This window comes from Sphingomonas sp. P3_C6, from assembly GCF_056402595.1.
On the sequence record NZ_JBFUHB010000012.1, the window covers coordinates 71,168 to 96,634 of the forward strand.

Sequence of the window (25,467 nt, forward strand, 5' to 3'; positions counted from 1 at the left end):
GCGGCCGACATAGACTATCGCGGGTCGTATTCGGGGGGAATGACCATGCGCGCATACTTACCGGCCAAGGCGGCTGCTGCCGGCCTCTTGATTTTTCCGTCGCTTGCAGGGGCCCAGCCCGTAAAATTTCAGCTGAATCCTGAAACAGGGACCGCTTATTACGCCGTGGCGCATATGTCTCTGAAATGTAAAGCTTCCACCACAAATCCCAGTTTTTGTGGGTTGCGATGGATCGCCGTTCGGCACGGCGATGTCCGCGAATTGCGCGGAGAATATTGCCTTCAGGTGAAGTGGGAGGACGGACGAAGCTATAGAGGCGGTTTCGTCGCCGTGTCAGGCTCGACACAATTGCAGCTCGACATCGTGCCCAGCACCGTTGCACCTTCGGGCGCGTGCAGATGAGCCTCGAGCCGGCACCCGTTCGGACCACGGAGGATCGGTTCTTTCGCGAGATCGCGAAGGTGATCGGATATGCCTCGGTCTTTGCCGCCATCCCCCTGTTCGCTTCATTGCAGAATTTGCAGCCGCCCTGGCCGGGCGGGATCGCTTATGTCTCGTCCGCGATCATTTTCCTTGCGACGATCCTGGTATGGGAGCTGGGGCGCGGCATGCGGAGGGCCCGCAGGCGCTCGTTGCTCCTGCTGGCGGCCGGCCTGACGATGACGGGGCTGTTCGTCTATCTGTACCTCTACTCGACCTATGTCGTTCCGATCGACGGAGCGGAGAGAGTCATCATCGGATATGAATGCAATCCGCAGACGCGCGCCGTCTACAAGGACATGTGTCCGAACCTCGGAGAGATCGAGCTCAGCCGGGCAGGCTATGACCCGCGATTGCTCTTCACCCGTCAATCCCTCAGCGTCGTGAGGCTTGGGCTGGTAGCGAGCTGGCTCGTTTTCGTCGCTGGGCTCATAGCCGCCGTCGGCTGGGCCGTCTCCGGACGTCGCACGCCGGTCGCAAAAGCAGAGACCGCCTGACCGGTCCGTCAGCCGTTCGTCAACCTCACCGTCGCTTCCGCAACCCGGGCTCATAGGTGATCGTCGCGGTGCCGTTGGCCTGCACCGGCAGGAACAGGCCCTGCCCCGTCACCTTGATCTCGCCATGCGTCACCTCGCCCAGGTTGGCCGAAAGCGTGAAATCGCCCTCCTTCCGGTTCGCGACCGCCTTGCGGGCTGCGGTGACGACGCGGGTATAGTCCTTCACGAAATCATGGCTGAGCGCATCGCGGATATCGGCGACGACCTGCGGATCGAGGAAGAGGTTGAGCAGCAGGTTGACCGCCTGCTGGTCGGTCCGGCCGGCAATGGCGAGATCGCGCACACGGACGAGCTGCGAGCCCGGCGCATTGTATGGAACGCCGGTCAGCCAGACCACGCCATGCGTCTTCGACAGGGCGCTGCGCCGTGCCGACACCTCCGCCTGGATGCCGACCGCGATGTGCCCGCCGGCGGTGGCATAGACGGTGACCTTGTCGAAGGTCGCATCGACCGGGCCGATCGCCTTCAGCGTGATGCCCTTGGCGGCCCGTTTGCGGAGCGCGCGCAGGACGACGGGTTCGAGCTGGGCGTAATCGGCCAGCACCGGCACGAAGAAGCGCAGGCCGTCGCGCCCGAGCTTGCCCGCCGGCGGCGGCAGCGCGGTGGGGACCGGATCGCTCGGGCGGGCGCCGATGAAGGTCTCGGTCAGCGCCTCGGCCGCCAGCGACATCTCGAGCCGGCCGCCGCGCACATGGAAGCCGCCAAAGCCGAGACGTTGCGGCGTGATGCGCATCCAGGCGGGCGGCTTGTCATGGTTGAGCTCGATCGCGGTGAAGGCCTTGCGCCAGATCACCTCGAGCCGGTCGCGGGCGCGGAGCCCGGCGAGCTCCCTCGGCAGATCGCGTTCGAGGTCGGCGATGACGCCCTGAAGCTTGCGGTCGGCCTTTTCGACGATTTTGATGCGCTGGCCGAGGAAATCGATGCCGGGCGGCTCGGTCCAGTCATAGGCGATCCTGACCTTCGCGGTCGGTTGCCAGGCGCGGTCGATCGACAGGGCGACGGTCGCGCGCACCTCGGCCGCGCCGGTCGCCGTCTCGCGCTTGATGATACCGCCGATGTCCTGCGCGCTGATCGTCGCAGTGACGGGCAGGCGCACGATCAGCCTGTCGCCGCTGCCCGACAGGCGGATCCGGCCGCGCACCGCCTGGCCGACGATGTGGCAGCCGATCCGCGGCGTCACCTTGGCGCGGATGCCGAGCAGCTTGACCCGCTTGGGTGGTACGCAGGTCACTCCGGGGCGGTCGATCTGCCACAGGGCGCGCGGTACGCGGGCGTTCAGCCCCGCTTCGAGTTCGGCCAGCGAAACGCCGATCGGCACCACGATGGTCGACAACTGGGTGGGCAGTTCGGCCTTTGACTCGTCCCGCGGCGGGGCGGGATTGCCGGCATCCGGCCGCGCGCAGGCGGCAAGGGCGAGGGAAGCACAGACGATTCCTGTTCGCGCGACGCCCATCATCATCCCCCCACCGGACGTTCCGACGATTGCCCAATCAAAGATCGATTCGGCAAGATCACCGCACCCAGGTCGGGTCGATAATGCCGCAAGATCTTTGACAAGATCTTGCGGAGTAGCCGGCGCGGGTTTCCACAACAAGCTCGGCGCTGGCCGCCAAAGGCAAGTTTAATAGAGCCATATATGGTGGCAACGATCCGCGCCGCGATATTGCACCATATAATCTCGGCACGAACATGGAGAAATGGCTGGATGAGTCGTTGGATTTCCCGGGGACTGACGGGTGCGATCACCGCAGCGGCGGCGCTTTGTCCCGCCGCCCCTGCATCGGCCGATGCTTCCAATATCACCTATTCGTACGATGCATTGGGCCGGTTGACGGCAGCATGCGATGCGACGCCCGCTTTGGGCAATCTGTCGACCTATCACTATGATGCGGCGGGTAATAGGTCACTCTATGCGCACAGCAGGACGGACCAGGCCCTGCCGGTGGACGGCCCCATCTACTCACCTAACGGGCAATATATGTTCATCATGCAGGGCGACGGAAATCTGGTTCTCTATTTCCATTCGGGATCCGGCTGGGTACCGATGAATTGGGCGACCAACACGGTCGGGACGGGCGCTAACTTTGCCACTTTCCAGAGCGACGGCAATCTGGTCGTCTACGCACCTTCGGGTCCCGTCTGGTCCTCCAACACCTGGCAAAATCACTGCGCCACCTTGTCGGTGCAGAATGACGGCAATGTTGTGATCAGGAATGTGCAGGGCGATATGGTCTGGTCGACCAATACCGGTGGGCACTAGGCCCCGCAGCGTCATCACACGTATAAGATCAACTTGTCCCAGTCTCGGCCGGGCGCTCCAGCGGCCAGTAGACCGAATATCGCTGATGGGCGATCCGGTGATAGGGGATGAGCGGCACTGCCTTCCCCGCCTTGTCGGCGATGGTGAAGCTGAGCGGTGAGCCGGCCGGCTTCACCGCATGCGCGATGGTTTCCGGGTCTCCCGCAATCGTCGGCGCCGTGAAGGGCGTGTCGAGATAGCTGCCATATTTGCGCTCGTTGACGACGATGTCGGCGCCGGGCGCGATCCCTTCCCCGCCAAGCGCGCCGGCCAGCACCACCGGGCCATAGGTGAAGGCGACGATCTCCGGCGCCGAGGGCAGCGGCACGGCGGTGACCTGCATAGGCAGGTCGAGATCGACCACATCGCCGTCACGCCACAGGCGATCGATCTCGATATAGGAGCCCGGCTTGTCCGAGCGTGCGACGACCGCGCCGTTGACGCGCACCGTCGCCGCCTTGCACCAGCCGGGATGGCGCAGCTTCAGCGCGATCTGGGCCGGCCGCTCCAGCCGCCAGCGTAGATGGGTCGCGGCCTCTTCCGGGAAGGTACCGGTCTGGGTCAGCACCGCCCCCTTGTCCTTCCATGTCACCGCCGAGGGGATGAACAGGTTCACGAACAGTGCGCGATCATCATGGAAATAGATGGAGTCGCCATATTTCGCATGGTTCTCCATGCCCGTGCCGGTGCAGCACCAGAAGGAATCGACCGGCGTGCAATAGAGCTTCATGTAGCCGGGCCGCGCGCCCTGGAAGTACGTCACCATCCCGCTCTGCGGATCCTGCGAGGCGAGGATGCCGTTGTAGAGCGAGCGTTCATAGAAATCGGCGAACTCGGCGCGCGGATCCTGCTCGAACAGCATCCGGGTGAGCTTCAGCATGTTGTGCTGGCAGCAGGTCTCCGATCCCTTGGCCGAGAAGACGTGCTGCGCGAAATCGGCGACCGGGAAGAAATGCTCCTGATCGCCGTGGCCGCCGGTCACATAGGAGCGCGTCGTGGTGACGGTGCGCCAGAAGAACAGCGCGGCATCGCGATATTTCGGGTCGCCCGCCGTCTGATAGACGCGCTGGAAACCGACGATCTTCGGGATCTGCGTGTTGGCATGAAGACCATCGAGATGGTCGCGCGAGCGCGACAGCGGCACGAGGATCGCCTTGTGCGAAAAACGCTGCGCCAGCGTGGCGTAGTCCGCATTGCCGGTCATCGCGTGCAGATCGGCGAAGATCTCGTTCATGCCGCCATGTTCGACGTCGAGCATCGCCTCGAACTGTGCATCGCTCAGCGGACGGGTGGCGACGACCGCCCAGTCGGCGAAGCGCAGCAGCACCTCGCGCGCCTTGGGATTGTCGGTCAGCAGCGCGGCGTCGCGCAGGCCGGCATAGACCTTGTGCAGCGTGTACCAGGGCACGCCGGTATATTTGCCGCCGCTGATCGCCGTGACGAGCAGCCCCGATCCTTCGGGGAAGGCCGAGACAAGGCCGGTGCCACCTGCCGTCTGACAGGCGGCGAGTTCGGCGACGATATAGTCCGCGCGCTGCTTGAAGCGGCGGTCGCCGGTCGCGCGGTACATCAGCGCGACGCCGGAGAGATAGTGGCCGAGCGAATGGCCCTGGCAATGGATATCGGCCCAGGTCGCCTCGGATTCCCAGCCGCCATAGATCGGTGCCTTGGGTTTCAGCCCGGCATTGACGCGAAAACTGTGGAGCAGCCGATCCGAATCGAGCGACAGGAGATAGTCGGCCGAGCGGTTGCGCGCGGTGAGGAACGGGCTGTCGAGCAGCCTGACATCGGCAAGGTCGAATGGCCGGACCTTGGGCGGCACGGCGCCGGCCGGCGCGATCGGCGCGGCGTCGGCCGCGGCCAATGGGGCCGGGAGCAGCGCGATGCCGGCCGTCAGGAGCCCGGCGCCACCGATCGGCGCGAGGAGCTCGCGGCGCGACAGGGATAGGCCCTTACGGCCGCAGCATGATGCGTGATCCACAATCTCTCCTGATTCGTCCGCCATAGGCCGCGGGATATTGCCTAATACTCAGACAAATTGGCGCCAAGCTCAAGAGCCAGATGACTCGCACTGCCAAAAGGCCATGCTTTTTTCCGCGTATCGGCCATGTCTGACGGATGGATGGCGCCGCGTGCCTTGTGTCCGCATCCTGCATGGCCAATATCTTCATATTGGCGGATACGACCGCCGTTTTGACCGAAAATGCGGAGACGCCGTCATGCCGCCCTTTCGTCTGAGTGCCGGGATCCTGCTCTATCGCAGGCGGCTCGGCGCCTTGCAGGTTTTCCTGGTGCATCCCGGCGGCCCCTTCTGGGCGGCGCGGGACCTGGGGGCGTGGCAGATTCCCAAGGGCGCCGTCGAACCCGGCGAGAAGCCGCCCGAGACGGCGCGCCGCGAATTCCGCGAGGAGATTGGCAGCGAAGCCGAGGGACCGCTCGAACCGCTCGGCCGGATCAGGCAATCGGGCGGCAAGTGGGTGGAGGCGTTCGCATTGGCGGGCGACCTTGATCCGGCTGGCATCGTCAGCAACGAATTCGAGATGGAATGGCCGCCACGCAGCGGCAGGACGATCTCGGTGCCCGAGGTCGACCGCGCCGAATGGTTCACCATCGACGCGGCACAGGAGAAAATGCTGGCGAGCCAGCGCCCCCTGCTCGACCGGCTGCAGAAGCTGGCCGGCGCCTGACGATCAGGCGGCCAGGCCGCGCTGCCGTATCTCGCGCCACAGCAGGTCGGCGTCCGCGCCGGTGCCGCCCGTCGCCTCATAAGCCTCGACCAGCGCCTCGTCGGTGATGGCGAAGGCGGCGCGGTCGAGAAATTCCTGCGCCTCGATGATGCGGCGGCGCAGGTCGGTCCCGAAATCGCTGCTCGCGTCACGGCCGAACAGCGAGCCCTTCTTCATCCTGATGGTAAGATCGCCGCCGTCGACCATCGCAGCGATACCGATATCGTCGCGCATCCGCTGACGGATCTGGGCCATGGAAAGAGCGAGCATGCGGTACGCATAGTTATCGGACATCCGCTGGGCCTTAGACCTCTGGCCGCGCGCGGATCAAGGCGGTTCGGCGCATGCACGCACCGGATGACGGAAGGCCGCCGGTCTGCCTAGCGCCGGCTGCATACCCCGAGCACGCTGAACCCGCCGCACAAGGTCAGCCCGAGATCGCGCCCAGGATGATCCGGGTCGACCGGGCGGCGGCGATCGCGCGGTCCGGCCGCAAATGCAGGAACGGAAGGGAAAGGCATCGGCGGTAGTGCGACCTCGCTCCCACCGGCGGCGATCGGCACCTGGCGGGTTTTAGCGGCCGAACCATAAGGCCGGTTTCATCGCGCCCAAATCGTCACCCCCGGACTTGTCCGGCATGACGGAGGTGATTGGGCGCCTAGTTGCCGGAGCGGATTACGGCTTCATGGTCGCCGCCGCCACGGTCGCGGTCGAGACCATGGAGCGGTCGGTGGCGTCCCGGCCGAGCGCGACGCGGTAGGTGCCGCCGGCGATCCGCCAGCCCGGCAGCTTCACGTCATAATCGGCAAGGATGCGCGGCTCGGCCGTGAGCGTGACGCGGCGTACCTCGCCCGGTTTCAGCGTGATGCGCCTGAACGCGGCGAGGCGCATCGGCACCGCCGCTCCGTCGCGCGCGACATACATTTGCGGCACATCCGCGCCCGTCCGCTGGCCGGTATTGACGACATCGAACGAGATGCTGAGTGTCTTGCCGCCGGTTACGACCGGGCGCCGATAGGTGAAGCTGGTATAGCTGAGCCCATGGCCGAAGGCGAAGAGCGGCTGCTGGCCCTTCTTCTCGTACCAGCGATAGCCGACATCGGCGCCTTCGACATAGTCGACCGGGAAGCTGGCGAGCTTGAACTTGCCCGCGCTGGCCGGATCGGCCGCGGCCTGCGCCTCGAGCGAATTCAGCGTATCGAGCCCGACCGGCGCCGGACGCGGCGCCTGCGACGCGGCGGCCATGAAGGTGATCGGCAGGCGGCCCGAAGGATTGACCTTGCCGGTCAGGATATTGGCGATCGCCTCTCCCCCGCGCTGGCCGGGATACCAGGCCTGCACCACCGCCGGCACCGTGCTGAGCCACGGCATCAGCACAGGCCCGCCGGTTTCGAGCACCGCGACCGTCTTCGGCTGGGCGGCGGCGACCGCGGCGATCAGGGCGTCCTGGCCGTCGGGCAGGGAAAGGTTCGGCACGTCCTGCGCCTCGGTCGTCCACTGCGTACCGAAGATGATGGCGATATCGGCACCGCGCGCCGCGGCGGCAGCGGCGGCGACATCCTTGCCGTCGACATAGCTGACCTGCGCCTGCGGCAGCGCCGCCTGGAGCGCCTTGAGCGGCGAGGAAGCGTGATAGGTCAACCGGGCGAAGGACATCGCCGCGCCCGAGGTCAGCGGGATCTCGATCGGCGCGCCGCCGACCGAGCGGACCTGGCTCGATCCGCCGCCCGACAGCACGCCGACATCGGCATGGCCGCCGATCAGGACGATGCGCTTCGCCGTCGCGGCGAAGGGCAACAGGCCGCCGTCATTCTTCAGCAGCACGATGCCCGCCTCGGCCGCGCGCTGCGCCACATTGGCATGCTGTGCATAGGGAATCGGCTGAACCGTGTCCGCCACCGGCAAATCGTACAGGCCGGTTTCGATCAGGCCGGTGAGATACCGGGTCACCATGTCGTCGAGCCGCGCCATCGGCACCTTGCCCGCCTCGATATCGGCCTTGAGCTTTTCGAAGAAGATCTCGCTGTCCAGTTCCTGGCCGGATTCCTGGTCGAGACCGGCATTGGCCGCCTTGGCGGTCGAATGGACGCCGCCCCAGTCGCTCATCACCCAGCCGAGATAACCCCAGTCGCGCTTCAGTACCTTGTTCAACAGGAAGTCGTTCTCGCACGACCAGTCGCCATTGACCTTGTTGTACGCGCACATGACCGAGCCGGGCCTGCCCTGCTCTATCGCGATCTGGAAGGCGAGCAGGTCGCTCTCGCGCAGGCTCGCCTCGTCGATGCGCGCATCGACCACCATGCGCCCGGTCTCCTGCGCGTTGAGCGCGAAATGCTTGACCGTGGAGACGATCCGGTTCGACTGGACCCCGGCGATATGCGCGCCGGCCAATGTACCGGCGAGCAGCGGGTCTTCACCGAGATATTCGAAATTGCGGCCGTTCCACGGATCGCGCGTCAGATTGACGCCGCCCGCAAGCAGGACGCTGAAGCGCTTGGCCCGCGCCTCGGCGCCGATCATCACACCGCCAGCATTGGCGATGTCGGGATCGAAGCTCGCCGCAGTCGCGAGGCTCGACGGCAAGGCAGTCGCCACGTCGCCCTTGCGCTGCTCGACCTGATTGGCGACGCCGAGCGAGGCGTCGCTTTCACGGATCAGCGGCACGCCCAGCCGGGGCACGCCGTCGATATGGCCGGCCGAAGGGATCAGCTCATTGGGCGTCTTTCCCTTGGCGAAGGGTGGGAAAAGCCCGTGGACGAGCGCGATCTTCTCATCGATCGTCATCTTCACGAGGATACCGGTGGCGCGTGCCCGGGCATCCGTCTTGACCGCCGTTCGCAGCGACTCCTGCAGCGACTGGCCCGCTGCACCCGTCGCAGGGCCGATCAATGCGAGAGCCGACACCGCGGCCAACATGGCCTGCAACCTTTTAGACATCCCATTCCCCTTCACGGATCCGCTTGCCGATCGAACCGGTGCGGTGATGATGTTGCGCGGTGGCGAGCCCCGCATTCGCCGTACAAGACCACGAATTGCTAACGTTCACAATTAGTCAGGCCGATTCGGTGGCTTTTACGACCAGCGCCGCGAACATCACCAACCGGCCCGATCCGACCGACGTCCATCAGGTCGCGCAAAATGCATCGTACGAGTTCAACGACGTCAATCGCGAGCGCATCAACGGTATCGCAACTGCATCGCGATCGGCCTGTCGGGCGGCTTCATGGAGCGGCCCGAATCCGCCAGCATCCATCTGATCCCGCGCGCCGTGCTGCGGCTCATCCGGATGATGCCGCTGGGCGAGATCAGCGCGCGACGTGGCCGAGTTCAACGACCGGCAGGACGAGGATGCACGGCAGATCCGCGCCTTCCTGATCCTTCACTACAAGGCGACCGAGCGCCGCGACAGCCCGTTCTGGTGGCACCGCGCGGCAATACCGATCCCCGATACGCTCGCGCAGAAGATCGAGCTGTTCCGCGAGGCAGGCCGCGTGTTCCGCAAGAATGTGGAATTGTTCGCCGAGAATAGCCGGGTCCAGGTGATGATGAGCCAGGGCATCATGCCGCGCAGTTCCACGGCGCCGCCACGTCAGCGTGGCGACGCCTGACACGCGTCACTTCAGCTTCAGCGGCAACCCGGCGGCGATAAAGACGACCTCGTCGGCAGCAGCCGCGACCTGCTGGTTGACCGTGCCGGCGGCATCCCGAAAACGCCGCGCCAGGACATTGTCCGGCACGATCCCCAGCCCGACCTCGTTCGCCACCAGGATCACCGGCCCGGGTGCCTGGCGCAGCGCGGCGATCAACGCCTCGGTCGCGGCGGCGATATCATGGTCGGCGAGCAGCAGGTTCGACGTCCAGAGCGTGAGGCAATCCACCAGCAGGACGGCGCCGGGCCGCGAATGCCCGGAGACGGCGTCCGCCAAATCGGTCGGGGCGTCGACGGTGACCCAGCCCTGCGCCCGGTCGGCGCGGTGCCGGGCGATCCGGTCGCGCATCTCGTCGTCATAGGCCTCGGCCGTCGCGACGAAGATACGCGCCTGTCCAAGCGCCTCCGCCCTGGCCTGGGCGTAGCGGCTCTTCCCCGAGCGGGCGCCGCCGAGCACAAACACGATGCTCATGACCTGCGGATCGCCAGCGCCACCAGCGCATCCATGTCGAGATGCTCTTCGAGCACCGCCGCGATCTCGTCGAGTGCCGAATCGACCGTCCGATCATGGTCATGGCCGGACGAGGCGATGCCGATCCGGCCGAGCAGGGCGCGGCGCAGCGGCGTGCTCGACAACAGGCCGTGGACATAGGTGCCCATCACCCGGCCATCGGCGCTGATCGCGCCATCGCGCCGGCCGCCTTCGAGCGCGGCGAAAGGCCGCGCGCCATCCGGTCCGCCGGTATCGCCCATATGCATCTCGTAGCCGGAGAATTCGGCGTCCAATGCCAAACCCTCGACCCGACGCAACGTCTTGGCATCGGCAAGGACGGTGTCGACATCGAGCAGGCCGAGACCGGCTACCTCGCCGGCCGGTCCCTCGATCCCGTGCGGGTCGGCGACGCGGTTGCCGAGCATCTGAAACCCGCCGCACAGGCCGAGCACATGCCCTCCGCGCCGGCGATGCGCGGCGATGTCGATGTCCCAGCCTTCGCGGCGCATCGCCGCGATATCGGCGATGGTCGCCTTCGACCCCGGCAGGATGACGAGGGCCGCGCCGGCCGGGATCGGCTGGCCAGGCGGGACCATGACGACATCGACGCCCTCCTCCAGCTTCAGCGGATCGAGGTCGTCGAAATTGGAGATGCGCGGCAGGATCGGGCAGGCGATCAGCGCGCGGTCGCCGCCGCCCGTGCGGGGGCGTTCCAACACGACCGCATCCTCGCTCGGCAGCCGCGCCGTCGCCGCCAGCCAGGGCACGACACCGAAGCCGCGCCAGCCGGACAGCGTCTCGATCTGGCGATAGCCGTCGGTGAACAGCGTCGGATCGCCGCGGAACTTGTTGATGATGAAACCCTCGATCATCGCGGCGTCGGCCAGGCCGAGCACTGCCCTCGTCCCGACGACCGCGGCGATCACGCCGCCCCGATCGATGTCGCCGACCAGCACCACCGGCACCCGCGCTTCCCGCGCGAACCCCATATTGGCGATGTCGCCGGCCCGCAGGTTTATCTCGGCCGGGGAGCCGGCGCCTTCGACGACCACGATGTCGCATTGCGCCTCGAGCCGCCGATAGCTTTCCATCACCTCACCGAGCAGCTTCCCCCGCCCCTCGCGGAAATTTCCGGCGCCGAGCGTGCCGCGGACCTGACCATGGACGATCAACTGCGACGTACGATCCGCCTGCGGCTTGAGCAGCACCGGGTTCATATCGCTATGCGGATCGACCCGCGCGGCGATCGCCTGGAGCGCCTGGGCTCGTCCGATCTCGCCGCCATCAATGGTCACGGCGGCGTTGTTCGACATGTTCTGCGGCTTGAACGGACGCACCCGATAGCCGCGATTGGCGAAGGCGCGGCACAGCCCGGCGACCAGCACCGACTTGCCGACATCCGAGCCGGTTCCCTGCAGCATCAGCGCGCCCATAAAACACCTCCTGCGAGTAGCCAGAGGCAGAGGCAAGCACGGACATAGATAGCCAGCGCCCGTCGTACCTGGCGGGCATCCGCAGGCGCGCTCCCCTGCCCGATCCAGGGCTTGTCGTGCATCACCCCGTCATAGGCGACCGGCCCCGCCAGCCGGATACCGAGCGTGCCCGCCATCGCCGCTTCCGGCCAGCCGGCATTGGGCGAGGCGTGACGGCGCGCATCGCGCCACAGGATTCGCCATCCGCCACCGCCGCAAAGACAGATCAGCACACCGGCGAGACGCGCGGGGATGAGGTTCAGCGCGTCGTCGGTTCGTGCGGCGGCCCAGCCAAAGGCACGCCAGCGTTCCTCTCGATGCCCGATCATGCTGTCGGCCGTGTTGATCGCCTTATAGACCCAGATGCCCGGCAGGCCCAGCAACAGCAGCCAGAAGAGTGGCGCGGCGATGCCGTCACAAAAGCTCTCCGAGAGGCTCTCGATCGCAGCACGCGCCACGCCGGCCTCGTCCAGCATGCCGGTATCGCGCCCGACGATCATGCCGACGGCAGCGCGTGCCGCAGGCAGGTCATCCACCTCCAGTGCCGAGGCCACCGGGCGGACATGATCGAACAGGCTGCGCTGTGCGAGGCCGGGCGCGGCGAGGATCGCGATGACGGGCCATGCCCAGACGCCGAGCAGATGACGCAACGCATAGTCGATCAGCACGCCCCCGCCCCCCGCACCCGCGATCAGGATGGCAACCGTGCCGATACCGGTCAGTCGGCGCGTCGCGTCGGGCCATGAAGGGCGATTCCACCGCGCTTCGCACGCATCGATGATGCGCGCGAAGGCGCCCACCGGGTGGCCGACATGGCGGTACACCACCGCCGGCCACCCGAACACAGCATCGAGTATCAAGGCGGCCAGCGCGACCGGTTCAGCCATTGGCGAGTGCCCGATCGAGACGGTCAAGGCCTTCCGGGCTGCCGGGCAGGCCGAGGCGCAGCCAGCACGGATCATAGTCGAATGGCCGGGTCAGGACGGCATGACGGGCAAGCCGGTCGAACAGGGCCTGCGCATCCCCGGTCTCGATCAGGCGGAACAGCGGGCTTTCTCCACGGGGACTGAACCCGTGGCGTTGCAGCACCGCATCGAGCGCGGCCTTGTCCGCCATCAGCCTCTCCCGCGTCGCGGCGATCCACGCCAGATCCCGATACGCGGCAGTCCCGATCGCCAGGGCGGCCGACGAGACCGGCCAGGCGCCCAACCGGATGCGGAAGGCGTCGACGAGGCTGGCCGGGCCGAGCACGAACCCGAGCCTGACACCGGCCAGGCCGAAGAACTTGCCGAACGAGCGGAACAGGATGAGTGGCACATCGTCCCCGATATCGGCGGCGAGGCTGAAACCGGGACTGGCATCGACGAACGCCTCGTCAACCACCAGCCAGCCGGCCGCCGCGCGCAGGCGATCGAGATGCGATCGCAGCACGTCCGGGGCGAGCAGCCTGCCATCGGGATTGTTCGGATTGGCGAGCACCACCCGGCCGCTTGCGCAACCGGCAAGGTCAGCGAGCGCCATCGGTGCGGTATCGGAGAACATCTCGCCATGCGTGCGGTAGGTCGGGGCGACGTGCCGCGCGGGCCCGGCCATTATCGCCCCCAGCAGGCGAAGGCCGATCTCCGTGCCGGGTAGCGCGCAGACATGAGCCGGATCGACGCCGAAATAGGCTGCCGCGCTTTCTTCCAGCTCGGTCAGCGCGCTTTCGTCAGGCAGGCGCCGCCAGTCGATCGCCATCCCGTCGGCATGCGGCCAGGCAATCGGATTGATGCCGGTCGAGAGATCCAGCCATGTCTCCGCCGCGCCGCCATAGACCGCCTGAGCATCCGACAGCCTGCCGCCATGGTGAGTCCAGCTCTGCCTCATCGGAAGTGCCCCGCCACCAGGATCGCGACCAGCAGCCCGGTCTCGACCAGTTCGATACCGGCGCCGTGCCCGTCACCGGAAATGCCGCCGAGCAGGCGCCGTACCCGCCATCCCCAGGCGAGGATCAGCAGCGGCGCGGCGATCAACGATGGCGACAGCCAGACGGCGGCCGCCAGCGGGACCATCCAGAGCGCGACATGCCCCCATCGCACCGCCGACCGGAAGCGTGCGGCCAGTCCGGCGTGCAGCGGCGGCAGCCAGATCGTCCAGACCAGGGTGCCGAGGCGCGCTGCGACCGGCACCAGCGCGAGTGCGATCCAGGCACCCGCCTCGATGACGGCGTGGAGCAGGACAAGCTTGGCGATCAGTTGCAGCACGATCGCCACCGCGCCGAAGCTGCCGATATGCGGATCGGCCAAAACGGCGAGCAGCCGTTCCCGGTCCTTATGCGCCGCGCCGCTCGCATCGGCGAGATCGGACAGGCCATCGAGATGAAGTGCGCCCGTCACGCCGACCCATGCGGCGAGCGCTGCGAGCGAACCGACCCATGGGTCGATAAATGCGCCCGCCCAGCCCGATCCGGCGACGATCGCGCCGACGACCAGCCCCGCCGCCGGAAACCAGCGCATCGATGCGGCGAACTCGGCCTCGGTCGCGACGATGCGTGGCGTGGGCAGCCGGGTAAGGAATTGCAGGGCGAGGATGAACCCTTTCACGCCCATAACCCGATGATCTGCGCCGAGGGCCGATCGCCCGGCCATATCCTGAGCGACAGGAGCGCTGCATAGGGCAGGTCGAGCGCCCAGAGCTGGCGCTGCTCGAAACTGCATAGCGACGCAACGGCAGCACGCATCGACCCGCCATGGGCGACGACCAGCGTTGTGCGCGGCGCGATATCGCCAAGCGCCAAGCCGACCCGACCGAGCAGCGCCGACCAGCGCTCGCCCCCGGGCGGTGGCGCGGCATCCGGATCGTTCCAGAACCGGCCGAGCGCTGCCGCATCGATTTCGGATGCGGGAAGGCCATCCCAATCGCCGAAGTCGAGTTCACGCCAGCGTTGGTCGATCGTGACGGCCAAACCGAGCCGTTCCCCGATCGCGGTAGCCGCGTCGGCAGCACGGCGCAGATCGGAGCTGACGATCGCCTCGATACCGAGCTCCGCCACCTGACCGAGACAGGTCTGTATCCCCTGTTCGGTCGGTTCGGCATCCGTCCGCCCGAGCATGCGGCCGGCGATCTCGGGCGCGCCATGCCGCAGCAAATGGAGGACGAAGGGCGCCATTCAGGCGTCCGTCACGCCCGCTTCGGCAAAGGTCGCCATCTCCCCATGCGCGGCCAGCGCCGACCGAATCACGGCGACCGCCACCGCGGCTCCGCTCGCCTCGCCGAGCCGCATGCCGAGCCGCAGCAGCGGATCGAGGCCGAGATGGTCGAGCAGCCGGCTATGCCCCGGCTCGGCCGAGCAATGGCCCGCCAGGCAATGCGCCGTGATCCCGGGCGCCTGCGCCCACAAGGCAGCGATGGCAGAGCAACTGATGAAACCGTCAAGCACGACCGGCACGCGCAGCTGGCGCGCCCGGACGATGGCCCCGGCAATCGCTGCGATCTCTCGCCCGCCGACCCGGCGCAGCGTCTCGAAGGCGGTGAGCGGACCGTCGGCATGGAAAGCGATCGCCGCGTCCACCACCGCGATCTTGCGATCGATGCCCGCGCGGTCGACACCTGTACCCGGGCCGACCCACATCGCGGCATCGCCACCGAGGCTGCGTGCGCAGAGCGCCGCGGCGGCCGTCGAATTACCGATGCCCATTTCGCCGACCACGAGCAGGTCGAGTTCCGGGTTCACCGCGGCCGCGCCGGCGGACAATGCCGCCAGGCATTCCTCGACGCTCATCGCCGGTGCGGCGGTGAAATCGGCGGTCGGCCGGTCGAGCTCGATCGCGACCACCTTGAGGTCGAGACCGGCAGCCCCGGCCAGCGCGTTGATCGCGGCGCCACCGGCCTCGAAATTGGCGACCATCTGCACGGTCACTTCGGGCGGAAACGCGCTGACACCGCGCGCTGCAACGCCGTGATTGCCGGCAAAGACCACGACGCGGCCGCGATCGATCGCAGGGCGGGTGCGCCCCTGCCAGCCAGCGAGGAAAAGCGCGATCTCCTCCAGCCGGCCGAGCGAGCCGGCCGGCTTGGTCAATTGCGCCTGCCGCGCGGCGGCGGCATCGACGGCAGCCTGGTCGGGCATCGTCTGCGCGGCGAGTGCCGCTTCGAAATCCTCAAGAGTTGCGAAGGTCATTCCGCGACGAATCCCGGCGGCGGCGTGCGGGTGATGAAGTGGCCGCGCACGCCCTGCGGCCAGTCGGCAAAGGGCACGCGGCCATGGTCGCTGGCGGCATAGTGCACGGCATAATCGAGAATCGCCCGGGCGGCGTCTTCGTCGGGCGTGAAGCGGCCGAGGACATAACCTACCTTGCCTGGCGCCCGCAGATGAACGGTGCAGAATTCCGAACAGGCGAACAGGCACGGCATTTCCTGCACCGCGACCCCGTCATAACGGCTGTCCGACGCACGGACGGCGTGGAGCGCCTCGACCAGGCGGGCGCCGCCACGGACACCCTCCCCATCGTCACGCGCCTCGCGAGAGAAGCGGCAGGTGTTGCAGGCGACCACAGCCGGGCCGTCCTCGACCGGCTTCAGCATTGCAGGGCCGTTTCGCTCATCGGACGACCACTGCCTGCCGGGGCGCTATCGCCAATGGCAGGCCGAGGCCGGTCAGCACCCGGTACAGCATCAGCAGCCCGGCCAGGATAGCGGCATTGCGGACGAACTGCTCCCCGATCACGCCTGGCGACAGAGCGCTCATGCCGCCACCAAGGCCGAACGACGCGACGAAGATCGCCGCCTTGAACGCAACGAAGCCGGCGACATAGGCGGCGGCCAGCCTTGCCGCAAAACCGCTGGTGGACAGCGACCGTGCCACCTGGCTCGCAGCGAGCACCGACAGGACCGCACCGACGCCGATCGCCGCAGCCCAGCCGAAGGTGCCGGCGGTGTGCGGATAATGGAGGAAGCCGAAACCGACGACCTGACTCACCAGCCATGACACCACGACCAGCGCCACGCCGTCCGTGCGGCGCATATGCATTGCGGCCAGCGCGGCGAGCGCCGGGAAGGGCGTCGCGCAGGCGAGCACCAGCGTGGTGACCGTGCTCGCCACCGTCAGCAGCAGGATCCAGAGCGTCGAKGCGCCGCGCGTCGCAAGGTCGTCCGTCTTCACCATCGTCATTCCTCCAGTTGATCCGTATCGGTCGTCAGAAGCGGCCCCGCAGGCCGAGATAGACGCTGCGCCCGAGCGTGCCGTAGCGGGCGATCGTCTGATATTGTTCGTCGAACAGATTCTCGATGCGGCCGAACAGCTTCACCGTGTCGGTCAGCGCGACTTCGCCGCGCAGATCGACCAGCGTGTAGGGCGCAAGCCGGGTCGTGTTGGTGGCATTGTCGAAGGATTCCCCCGACCAGCGCACCGCCGCACCCACCGAGCTGCCGGAAGGCAGGCGATAGTCGATCGATCCATTGGCCGAATGACGCGGACGCCGGGGCAGCCAGCGGCCGAAATTCGCACCGGGCGAGCGGTCCTCGGATTCGATCCAGCTGTAATTGCCGTCGATCGACAGGCGCGAGCCGATCCGCGCCTGGGCCGTCGCCTCGATGCCCTGGGCAAAAGCGACGGCGACATTCTGGTAATAGCCCGAGCGCCGGATCGTCGTGCCAGGCTGGAAACAGAGCGGGTTGGCCGAGGTGGCCGTGCAACTCGAAAAGATGATCTGGTTGGTCGTGTCGCGCCGGAAATAGGTGCCGCCAAAGGACAATGCGCCATCGAGCAGCCGCTGTTCGGCGCCCGCTTCCCAGCCATGAGCCGTTTCCGGGCTCAGCGCCCGATTCCCATATTCGGAGAAGAGCTGATACAGGGTCGGCGCCTTGAAGCCCTCGCCATAGCTGGCGCGGAGCACCGTGCCGGTGGGTAGCACCCAGACGCCGCCGGCGCTGAACAGGGTCTTGCTGCCATAGCGGCTATGATCGTCGTTACGGATGCCGCCGGTCAGCGTGAGGCCCGACAGGATCTCGCCGCTCACCTGCCCATAGACGCCGGTGATCTCGGCATTGCCGCGCGCCGCGGCGGGCACCGGCGTGGCCAGCGCGGCGGGTGGGGAGACGCTGCGGAAACGCGACTTCTCGTTCTCGACGCCGAAGACCGCGTTCCAGCCTTTGAACAGGGCAAGGCTGCCCTGATATTCGATCCGCTCGTTGCGGCCGGCTGAATCGAACGACTGAGGGCGCTGGCGGGTCGGATTGTAGTTATCGCGCTTGGTGTTGGTATAGCCATAGGCCACGCGGTTGCGCAGGCGGCCGCCGAACAGATCGACGTTCAGGCCGGCATAACCGACAAATTCCTTGTTGAGCGAATAGTCGGCCGAATCCCCGCTGGTCGAATCCAGATCGGTACGGCCGTTCGAATAATAGCCGCGGACATCGGCGCTGACGCCATCGGCCAGTTGAAGCACGGCGCGGCCGGTGACGCTGCTATTGGTATAGCCGTCCTTTTCGACCCCGCCGAAAGCGGGCGCGATGGCGGAGATGCCGTCAGTGGTGAAGGTCTGGCCGCCGATACGCCACGACAGGGGGCCGGTCTTTCCGCCCAGGCCGGCGCGTGCGCTGACCGTGTCGCGCGAGCCCGCCTCGACATCGAAACTGCCTTCGAGTTTCCGCTCGGGCAGCGGGGTCACCACGTTGACGACGCCACCGATCGCCTGGCTGCCCCACAGGATCGACTGCGGGCCGCGCAACACCTCGATGCGCGCGGCGTCGCCGACCAGAAGGTTTGCGAAATTATAGCCGCCCCCGGCCGAGGAAGGGTCGTTGAGCTTGACCCCGTCGATGACGACGACGGTCTGGTCGGTCTCGGCACCGCGGATCCGCAACTGGGTCGCGGTGCCGTAACCGCCGTTGCGCGACAGGCTGACGCCTGGCGTGCGCAGGATCAGATCGCCGACGGTCAGGTCCTGGCTGCGGTCGATCGCCGCCTTGTCGAGCACGGTGATCGACGAGGCGACCTTGTCGATATCGGTCGGCGTGCGTGTGGCGGTAACGATGACGGTGCCGCTCTCATTGGAATCGGCATCGGAATCGGCGGCGGCATCGGGCCTTGGCGCTTCCTGCGCGAAGGCCGGCGTGGAAAAAAGGACGGCGAGAAACAGTGACTGCTTGAGCATTTAACCCCTAACGACATTCGAGGCGCCCGGCAGGCAGGGAGATCCCCACCCGCAAGACGCGGTTCGGCTATGTCGCTACGCGGGTTGACCCGTTCGCTCGGCGCACCCTGGCCGGACGAAGAACGACCGCGACGGGCAGGTCTCCTGGCTTGCGGGTCAATGCCGGGTCGGGCCGCCTTCTCAGGATCGAAATCCCAATGGCATGTGGTCCGTTGGCTCGCCGCTCACAGTTGCAGGGGCAGCCGGGGTCTTGAACCCCGTTCCCATTTTCATCCCCGTTTCCGGGGAACCTGTCGCAAGCCGGCGCCTAGGCGGCGGCGGGGACGGCGTCAATCACGGTCAGGCGATCGCATGGAAATAGGTGCCGGTGACATGACCGACCGCATGGCCGGCCGGCGGGAGCGGGTTACCCTCGCCATCCACCACGTCAGCCAATGACGCTTCTTCGCCGCCCGCGAGGGTCGAATGATGATATTCGTGCCCCCAGCTCGTCTCGCCCCGATCGGCAAAACCCATGTCGCGGCGCCATCTCGCGCGGCGGTAGCCCAGCTGGAGTTTGCGCCGCGCGAAGCTGGTCTCGACAGGCAGCAACCCGGCCATGGGATGGGTGACCCCATCGGCATCTTCGAGCGATCGGCCGAGCACCATATAGCCGCCGCACTCGCCATGGACGCGACGCGTCGCGGCAAAGGCGGCGAGACCATCAAGGAACAGCCGGTTGGCCGCGATCCTGGCGGCATGAAGCTCGGGATAGCCGCCGGGCAGCCAGCAGGCGTCGCAGTCGGGCGGCGGAGGCTCGTCGGCCAGTGGCGAGAACCAGACCAGCTCGGCACCGGCCCGGCGCCAGCCATCGGCGACATGCGGATAGAAAAAGGCGAAGGCATCGTCGCGGGCAACAGCGATCCGCTGTCCCGGCGGGCGCAAGGTAATGGCCGGCAGGGGTGCATCCTGCGTGGCGCCGGCCACCGCGGCAATGGCGGCGAGGTCGCAATGCGCGGCGACCACATCGGCCATGGCGTCTATACGGCTGCCGATCGCGGGATGCTCGCCGGCCATGACGAGGCCGAGATGCCGTGACGGCATCGCGAGCCGATCGTCGACCGGCACCATGCCGAGCAGCGGGATGGCGGTGCGGGCAAAGCCGGCTTCGATCATCCGGCGATGCCTGGGGCTCGCGACCCGGTTGATGATCGCGCCGGCAATGCGCGGCGCGCCCGGAAAGGTGGCGAGCCCGTGCGCTACTGCCGCGACCGACTGAGCGCTGCCGCTTGCCTCGAGCACCAGTACTACCGGCCAGCCGAGCAGCGACGCGACCGCCGCACTGCTTCCGCTGCGATCCCCGATGGCCAGTCCGTCATAAAGCCCCATCGCCCCTTCCGCGACGACCAGGTCGACGCCCCGCGCCGCCTGTGCGCCGGCGCCAGACAAAGCCGACGGATCGAACGCGAAACCGTCGAGATTGGCCGAGGGCCGCCCGGTTGCGATCAGGTGGAAGCCGGGGTCGATATAGTCGGGACCCGCTTTCGCGCCACCGACCCGAAGGCCGGTGCGCGCCAGCGCACGTTGCAGGGCAATGGTCAGCACGGTCTTGCCCGCGCCAGAGCGCGGGGCGGCGACCATCAGCCCCCGGCCGAGTGCCGTCATCGGAATTTGACGTCCGGCCGCATCGCCACCCTGCCGCCGAACGGGCGCTTCGACCAGATCAGGGCGTGCGACAGACTTCGGCGACCTGCGCCGCCGATTCGAGATCGCCCGCCTCGAGGACGAGCTTGCGCGCTTCGCCGCATTTACCCTCCAGGATGAGCTGCGCCGCTCTCCGGGCGAAGAAGCGGCGTTCCGCATCCTTGACCGACAATGTCGGCGTCATGCTGTCCGTTGCCGTCCCCGCCCCCATGCCAAGGCCGGTGGGGATCTTGTCTGCCGTCTTGCCCGAAGGGTCGACGAACTGGATCAACCGCACGCCCCGGTCCGCAAGCTTGAAGGCGATCTTGGACAGGCATTTGAGATCGGTGCTGTTCCGCGCGATGACGCGCACCGGTTTCCCCGCCGCCCATTCCTTGGCACGCGCATCGAATTCCCGGTCGGTCAGTTCCCGGTCGGCAAAGCGGACCCGGCAATCCTGCCGCTGGGCCGTGACCACGATATCGTCGGGCATGGCGGCGTCAGCCTGGCCGGTGGCGGAGAGCATCGACGCGAGGAGCAAGATCAACATCGCACCCTATCTCCCCGCGACGAGCGGCAAACGCAAGGGCCTCCCGCCCGATCACAGTTTACGACCTGTAAACCATAAGGGCGTACCCAGCGTCGCGTTGGGGGAATACACATGACTTTGAAGACATCGGTGATCGGGCACATGATATGTGCCCTTGGAATACTCACGCCTGCAGCCGCCAGTTCGACCGAATCGGTCAATCCGTGCCGCGCCGTCACCACGCAGCCGAGGCTTATCTGCGATGCAGCGGCCTGCGTCCGGGTTTCCCAGCGGGAACTTTGCGAAGCTAGTGGCGCAAGAGCGGTCGAGCCGCATGTCGAGCAGAGGCCGTCTGCAAGGCCGATCGCCGCACGCGGCGACCAGCTGGAACGGTTGTTGGACAGCCTGCGCTGACCGCAATGGGCGGGGCCGCGGGCCCCGCCCCAAAGCCGGTCCACCCTAAAACTCTGCTGAACGATCATGGCGTAAGGGCCTGGGCTGCGCCATGCGCGCTCAGTCGGGATCGACCTTTTCCCGATTGCCGTTCGCCGGACGCACGACAGCCGCAAGTTCGATGGCCCAGCCCGAAGGTGTCTTGACCATCGGCCTGCCGCATCCCGAACACACGCTCCGGAATTGTTCACCGTCGAAGTGCGCGCGCTTTCGGTCGCGAGCATGCGACCCCACCATGCATTGCACTCGCTGCAATAGATTCATGTTCGCCCCCCGGCGCTCGACAGCTTTCCCGCGCCTGGGCGATGCGATAGCATTTTCGACAGAAGCCCGCACGAAATTCCAGCGACAACTCGAAAATCAGGCAGCCCATTGTCACAAATTCTTCAATTTTCGTCTTTTATGACAGAATTTTCATCGATAACGGCGGCAGGCCTGTTCTTAGTTATCCTTTAACAAATGAAACATTTCTCGGATTCTCTTATATTTACCTCACCATCCTCGCTGTCGGATATGGCTACATCGCCGCGCGACAGCTTCCCTTTGGATGACCAGACGCGGAGAACGACAGCGAGAATTGGACGCACGTCTCGAATCGAACCAGAGTCGATATGGTCGCCCTTCAATTCCGCCGCCGCGCCCGCCGCAAGATATGGACAGCCAATGTAAATTCATTCTAGCATCCCCCCGGGAGGACTTGGGGGTGAAGGCAATACGCACCTTGTCGCTAGTGCAGCCGAAACGATGCGCCCGCGGGGAGCATCGGCCGGAGACACCAGGCGCACGGCTGAGGCTTCGGTACCTTCACGCCCGTTGCTGCGATTGCGGCCTTCATATCGTTCAGGTCAACGGCGAGTGGTTCATCGACTGAACGCGATAAAACCCCGCACTCCATCAGGCTTTCGACACGCCGAATAAACCAGCGTCAGATTTTCAGGCCCAGTGTCCCGCTGCGGCGGCGGAGCGACGATACCGCCCTTTGCGAAGCGCGTCAGGACCTTCCGACGCAGTAGCGACGCCCGCGTCGCCCTCTTCTGCCGGGTCTCCAAGCAGGAGTAGGGAGTCTCCCGGGTTGATACGGCTGCCGAGACCGAGCGTTTCGAGCTACTGCTCGTATCTTGCGGACGCATTGCGGATCCCATGGTTTACCGACCTTACAACAGGCCAAGCCCCCTAGCCCTGTGGCCCCAAGACATACTCGGATGATCTGCGCGGTTCATCGTCCTTGCAACGCAACACGCCGCAAATCCTATTTTGCTGCACTTGCGAACATTCCGTCGACTGGTACAAGCCGACCGTCACGGTAGTTGGACGGGAGACACAGCGTGCAAGCGATTCTGATAGGTATTGCGCTGGTGTGGGGCGTACCGACCGGTTGCGTGCTGGCGGCCGGTGCGGCTGCCCTGGTGTCCAAGCGAGCCCGCGCATCCCTGTTGCGAACGCTCGCAGGATAGCGGCGACGAATCGGTCGGGCAGACTTTCCAGCGCCCGCTCATTTCAACGACGATTCGACAGCACCTCCTCGACAACGGATTGCGGATTGCCGAACCGCCTCATCGAAGGTGGGGCAGATATTTCCCGGCCATGAATTCAGGCCGAGACGCCTGTCCGTTGCCCTTCACTTCCGCCATATGCGCAATTTCCGCCGTCACGATCTCGATGCGCTCCTCCGGTGACCCATGTGTGGGGAATCGTGTCGATGGATCGCGCCCTCCGGCAATCATCCGACGCCAGAAGGATATGATCGCGTCGGGCGGATACCCCGCCCTGTCCATCAGATAGACCGAGAGCCTGTCGGCCTCTTCTTCGGTTTGCCGGGTCAGCCGGGCATTTCGTGCGCCGCGCGCGTTGCGAACTCCCGCTTTCGACAGGCGCTGCTGATGGCGCAGGATATTATGCGCCAGTTCATGGGCAACGATCGCGGCGATTTCCGAATCATTGTCGGCGAAGCGCATGGCGCCCGTATCGACTTCCACCATATCGCCATCGGCCGCCGCACCGACCGTATCGTTGGCCACCGTCTGGAAGCGCGTACCGCATCCCTGTTCGGGCACCACCCGAATTTCGCGCTCCTCCCCGTGCCGCTTCAGCGTCAGGATGATGACGCCGTCGCGCGCCGCCTCGTCCAATTGCCGATTTACCGCGAGGACCCGGGCCGAACTCGAATGAAAATCGCGCGGCATTGCCGGCACCTTCACGCCGTCGATGGCGAGGATAGAGTCGTCGATTAGGATGCCGGCCGTCTCGAAGGGGCTCCCCTCGGCGACAGCGAGCACTTCGGGATACCCGTCGAACCCGAATTCCCGCGCAGCCGCCGCCTGATATTGCCTGCTGTATTGCCCCAGATCCTGGACCGCGATCCCGATAAGGGGCTGATGGCGCGGGCACAGGCCCCTGCCTGCCGCCTGCAGGCGATAGCCGATCGTCGCCAGCTTCTGATCATAGCCCTGCAGATCGCGCATCCAATGGCTGTCCTGCGCGCCAGCCGCAGCTGGCATCGCCAGAAATGCGAAGCACGCCAGAAGGACGGGCACGATTCGCCGCCGCCAAGCGACAGGCTCATTCTGAAACGAGCGCGCACTGATCGATACTTGACACATGGCCCCCGAGTAATCTCACAGGCGCCATGTTCCGCAAGCGTACAATACCGAAAAAACAGATCTTTCTCGCACCGGAAGGTACCCGCGTCTATGCGATCGGCGACGTTCACGGGCGCATCGACCTGCTCGAAGAACTGCTAGAGACGATCGTCCGGGACGATGCCGGCAGGGAAGCGATGGACAGCAGCATCATCTTCCTGGGAGACCTTGCCGACCGCGGGCCCGACTCGGCGGCGGTGGTGGCGCGCGTGCGCAGCCTTTGTGCCGAAGCCGGCGTGGCGCGTCTCATCAAGGGCAATCATGACGATGTACTGGTCAGGGCAGCGCGCGGCGACGGCCGGGCTGCCAAGATGCTGCTGGCCATGGGCGGACTGCCGACCCTGCTGAGCTACGGCATAAGCGAGGAAGAAGCCGGCCGGGGTACGCATCAGGACCTGGCAGATCTGATCGAACGGCGAATGCCGCCCTCCGACATCGACTTTCTCGAGCGGGGCGAGGACATGATCCTGCTTGGCGATTATCTGTTCGTCCATGCCGGCATCCGCCCGGGGGTATCGCTGGCCGATCAGAGGACGAGCGACCTGTACTGGATCCGCGAGCCCTTCCTCGGCAGCGATGCCGACCACGGCGTCCTGGTCGTTCACGGCCATTCGGTCGCTGAATCGATCGAAGAGCGTCCGAACCGAATCGGCATCGATACGGGCGCCTATGCGTCCGGCAGGCTGTCGGCGATCGGCATCCAGGGCGACCAAAGATGGTTTCTGGAAGCCTCATCCATCGCCATCAGCGAAAATGCCGCACCGCGACATTGATCCCGACTCGGCCCTACAGCGCCGCCAGAATGGGCGCGATTTTCAACTAAGTTATTGTTATTTCGTTATCTTGCAATGGCAGCCAAGCCCGATTCGGTCCTATTGACCCTTCACACGCCTGTCCCGGCCACAAGAAAAGGGGGGATAACGGCAGCGGCGAAATGAACCCGAACTGCGCTGAAACGACGGAAATGCGCGCTTTTCCGGTTTCTTTTTTCGCCCCCGCAAGTTATACCGCTATGCAACATCGGACTAACAGGGAGGTCAAGATGACCATGAAGCGTTTGATTCTGGGCACCGTGGTTGTGGCCGGCCTTGCTGTAGCGTCCGCCGCTTCGGCAGGTGAAGTAACCCGTTCGGCCTCGGCTCTGCCGACCCTGCAGGGTTCGAAGGCACGCACTGCCATCGCGCTCAAGAAGAAGAAGAGCCAGCTTCAGGGCGAAACAGTGGCTGGTGCAGCAGCTGGCGGCGGCGTATCGTCGACCGCGCTGATCATCGGCGGCATCGGTGGCCTCGCGGCGGTTGGTGGCATCGTCGCCGCGACCGAGAGCAATGACAGCGGCAGCTGATCTCACCGATCTGCCGGTTCTTCGCCTGACCAT

General features: G+C 66.1%; 23 protein-coding genes, 1 pseudogene and 1 riboswitch. Of the genes and pseudogenes, 7 read left to right on the forward strand and 17 right to left on the reverse strand.

Annotation, left to right across the window (positions count from 1 at the left end; all coding sequences use genetic code 11):
* The first annotated feature begins 398 nt into the window (after nucleotides 1-398).
* Nucleotides 399-977: a hypothetical protein gene (locus tag AC1DT7_RS13435; RefSeq protein WP_478036509.1), complete on the forward strand. Its 579-nt coding sequence runs from the start codon at nucleotides 399-401 to the stop codon at nucleotides 975-977.
* A 25-nt stretch (nucleotides 978-1,002) separates the two neighbouring features.
* On the opposite strand, the gene AC1DT7_RS13440 is transcribed toward AC1DT7_RS13435, so the two are convergent.
* Nucleotides 1,003-2,490, reverse strand: coding sequence for a DUF4403 family protein (locus AC1DT7_RS13440; RefSeq protein ID WP_478036510.1), 1,488 nt, complete (start codon nucleotides 2,488-2,490; stop codon nucleotides 1,003-1,005).
* Between the two features lie 183 nt (nucleotides 2,491-2,673).
* Here AC1DT7_RS13440 and AC1DT7_RS13445 point away from each other — a divergent pair, with 183 nt between their 5' ends.
* Complete coding sequence (locus AC1DT7_RS13445; RefSeq protein ID WP_478036511.1) at nucleotides 2,674-3,297, forward strand: hypothetical protein; 624 nt, start codon at nucleotides 2,674-2,676, stop codon at nucleotides 3,295-3,297.
* Nucleotides 3,298-3,325: 28 nt separating this feature from the next.
* On the opposite strand, the gene AC1DT7_RS13450 is transcribed toward AC1DT7_RS13445, so the two are convergent.
* Nucleotides 3,326-5,317: a glycoside hydrolase family 127 protein gene (locus tag AC1DT7_RS13450; protein ID WP_478036512.1), complete on the reverse strand. Its 1,992-nt coding sequence runs from the start codon at nucleotides 5,315-5,317 to the stop codon at nucleotides 3,326-3,328.
* Between the two features lie 238 nt (nucleotides 5,318-5,555).
* On the opposite strand from AC1DT7_RS13450, the gene AC1DT7_RS13455 reads away from it, so the two are divergent.
* Nucleotides 5,556-6,023: an NUDIX hydrolase gene (locus AC1DT7_RS13455; protein WP_478036513.1), complete on the forward strand. Its 468-nt coding sequence runs from the start codon at nucleotides 5,556-5,558 to the stop codon at nucleotides 6,021-6,023.
* A gap of 3 nt (nucleotides 6,024-6,026) precedes the next feature.
* On the opposite strand, the gene AC1DT7_RS13460 is transcribed toward AC1DT7_RS13455, so the two are convergent.
* Nucleotides 6,027-6,356, reverse strand: coding sequence for a hypothetical protein (locus AC1DT7_RS13460; RefSeq protein ID WP_478036515.1), 330 nt, complete (start codon nucleotides 6,354-6,356; stop codon nucleotides 6,027-6,029).
* 381 nt (nucleotides 6,357-6,737) lie between these two features.
* Nucleotides 6,738-8,999: a beta-glucosidase gene (locus tag AC1DT7_RS13465; RefSeq protein ID WP_478036516.1), complete on the reverse strand. Its 2,262-nt coding sequence runs from the start codon at nucleotides 8,997-8,999 to the stop codon at nucleotides 6,738-6,740.
* A gap of 59 nt (nucleotides 9,000-9,058) precedes the next feature.
* On the opposite strand from AC1DT7_RS13465, the gene AC1DT7_RS13470 reads away from it, so the two are divergent.
* Together AC1DT7_RS13470 and AC1DT7_RS13475 are read left to right on the forward strand one after the other, a co-directional pair.
* Nucleotides 9,059-9,319 carry a hypothetical protein gene (locus AC1DT7_RS13470; RefSeq protein WP_478036517.1) on the forward strand — a complete coding sequence of 87 codons (261 nt, stop codon included), beginning with the start codon at nucleotides 9,059-9,061 and terminating at the stop codon, nucleotides 9,317-9,319.
* Nucleotides 9,241-9,634, forward strand: a pseudogene (locus AC1DT7_RS13475) (tryptophan 7-halogenase); the annotation flags it as partial. The gene AC1DT7_RS13470 and the pseudogene AC1DT7_RS13475, both read left to right, overlap by 79 nt.
* Before the next feature lie 42 nt (nucleotides 9,635-9,676).
* Here the strand turns inward: AC1DT7_RS13475 and cobU are convergent.
* From cobU to AC1DT7_RS13540, 13 genes are all read right to left on the reverse strand, one after another.
* Nucleotides 9,677-10,183 (reverse strand): bifunctional adenosylcobinamide kinase/adenosylcobinamide-phosphate guanylyltransferase, encoded by a 507-nt coding sequence (cobU, locus tag AC1DT7_RS13480; RefSeq protein ID WP_478036518.1) that lies wholly within the window; start codon nucleotides 10,181-10,183, stop codon nucleotides 9,677-9,679.
* A complete protein-coding gene (locus tag AC1DT7_RS13485; protein WP_478036519.1) occupies nucleotides 10,180-11,637 on the reverse strand; it encodes a cobyric acid synthase in 1,458 nt (485 codons plus the stop codon). The genes cobU and AC1DT7_RS13485 overlap by 4 nt, the downstream gene beginning before the upstream one ends.
* Nucleotides 11,625-12,563: an adenosylcobinamide-phosphate synthase CbiB gene (cbiB, locus tag AC1DT7_RS13490; protein WP_478036521.1), complete on the reverse strand. Its 939-nt coding sequence runs from the start codon at nucleotides 12,561-12,563 to the stop codon at nucleotides 11,625-11,627. The genes AC1DT7_RS13485 and cbiB overlap by 13 nt, the downstream gene beginning before the upstream one ends.
* Nucleotides 12,556-13,542: a threonine-phosphate decarboxylase gene (locus tag AC1DT7_RS13495; protein ID WP_478036522.1), complete on the reverse strand. Its 987-nt coding sequence runs from the start codon at nucleotides 13,540-13,542 to the stop codon at nucleotides 12,556-12,558. Before AC1DT7_RS13495 ends, cbiB begins: the two co-directional genes overlap by 8 nt.
* Nucleotides 13,539-14,258, reverse strand: a complete 720-nt coding sequence (locus tag AC1DT7_RS13500; protein ID WP_478036523.1) for an adenosylcobinamide-GDP ribazoletransferase — start codon at nucleotides 14,256-14,258, stop codon at nucleotides 13,539-13,541. The genes AC1DT7_RS13495 and AC1DT7_RS13500 overlap by 4 nt, the downstream gene beginning before the upstream one ends.
* Nucleotides 14,255-14,824, reverse strand: a complete 570-nt coding sequence (locus AC1DT7_RS13505) for a histidine phosphatase family protein (RefSeq protein WP_478036525.1) — start codon at nucleotides 14,822-14,824, stop codon at nucleotides 14,255-14,257. Before AC1DT7_RS13505 ends, AC1DT7_RS13500 begins: the two co-directional genes overlap by 4 nt.
* Nucleotides 14,825-15,835, reverse strand: a complete 1,011-nt coding sequence (cobT, locus tag AC1DT7_RS13510) for a nicotinate-nucleotide--dimethylbenzimidazole phosphoribosyltransferase (RefSeq protein WP_478036526.1) — start codon at nucleotides 15,833-15,835, stop codon at nucleotides 14,825-14,827.
* A complete protein-coding gene (locus tag AC1DT7_RS13515) occupies nucleotides 15,832-16,239 on the reverse strand; it encodes a DUF1636 domain-containing protein (protein ID WP_478036527.1) in 408 nt (135 codons plus the stop codon). Before AC1DT7_RS13515 ends, cobT begins: the two co-directional genes overlap by 4 nt.
* Nucleotides 16,240-16,255: 16 nt before the next feature.
* Entirely contained in the window at nucleotides 16,256-16,819 is a 564-nt protein-coding gene (locus AC1DT7_RS13520; RefSeq protein WP_478036529.1) for a hypothetical protein, read from the reverse strand.
* A gap of 31 nt (nucleotides 16,820-16,850) precedes the next feature.
* On the reverse strand, nucleotides 16,851-18,809 hold the full coding sequence (locus tag AC1DT7_RS13525) for a TonB-dependent receptor plug domain-containing protein (protein WP_478036530.1): 1,959 nt from the start codon (nucleotides 18,807-18,809) through the stop codon (nucleotides 16,851-16,853).
* A gap of 117 nt (nucleotides 18,810-18,926) precedes the next feature.
* Nucleotides 18,927-19,118, reverse strand: a riboswitch (cobalamin riboswitch).
* A 30-nt stretch (nucleotides 19,119-19,148) separates the two neighbouring features.
* Nucleotides 19,149-20,453: a cobyrinate a,c-diamide synthase gene (locus tag AC1DT7_RS13530; RefSeq protein WP_478036531.1), complete on the reverse strand. Its 1,305-nt coding sequence runs from the start codon at nucleotides 20,451-20,453 to the stop codon at nucleotides 19,149-19,151.
* Between the two features lie 58 nt (nucleotides 20,454-20,511).
* Entirely contained in the window at nucleotides 20,512-21,021 is a 510-nt protein-coding gene (locus AC1DT7_RS13535; protein WP_478036533.1) for a hypothetical protein, read from the reverse strand.
* A 1,985-nt stretch (nucleotides 21,022-23,006) separates the two neighbouring features.
* Nucleotides 23,007-23,987 (reverse strand): M48 family metallopeptidase, encoded by a 981-nt coding sequence (locus AC1DT7_RS13540; protein WP_478036534.1) that lies wholly within the window; start codon nucleotides 23,985-23,987, stop codon nucleotides 23,007-23,009.
* Nucleotides 23,988-24,079: 92 nt separating this feature from the next.
* Between AC1DT7_RS13540 and AC1DT7_RS13545 the strand changes: the two genes are divergently transcribed.
* Complete coding sequence (locus AC1DT7_RS13545; RefSeq protein WP_478036535.1) at nucleotides 24,080-24,865, forward strand: metallophosphoesterase; 786 nt, start codon at nucleotides 24,080-24,082, stop codon at nucleotides 24,863-24,865.
* 269 nt (nucleotides 24,866-25,134) lie between these two features.
* On the forward strand, nucleotides 25,135-25,434 hold the full coding sequence (locus AC1DT7_RS13550; RefSeq protein ID WP_478036536.1) for a hypothetical protein: 300 nt from the start codon (nucleotides 25,135-25,137) through the stop codon (nucleotides 25,432-25,434).
* The last annotated feature ends 33 nt before the right edge of the window (nucleotides 25,435-25,467 follow it).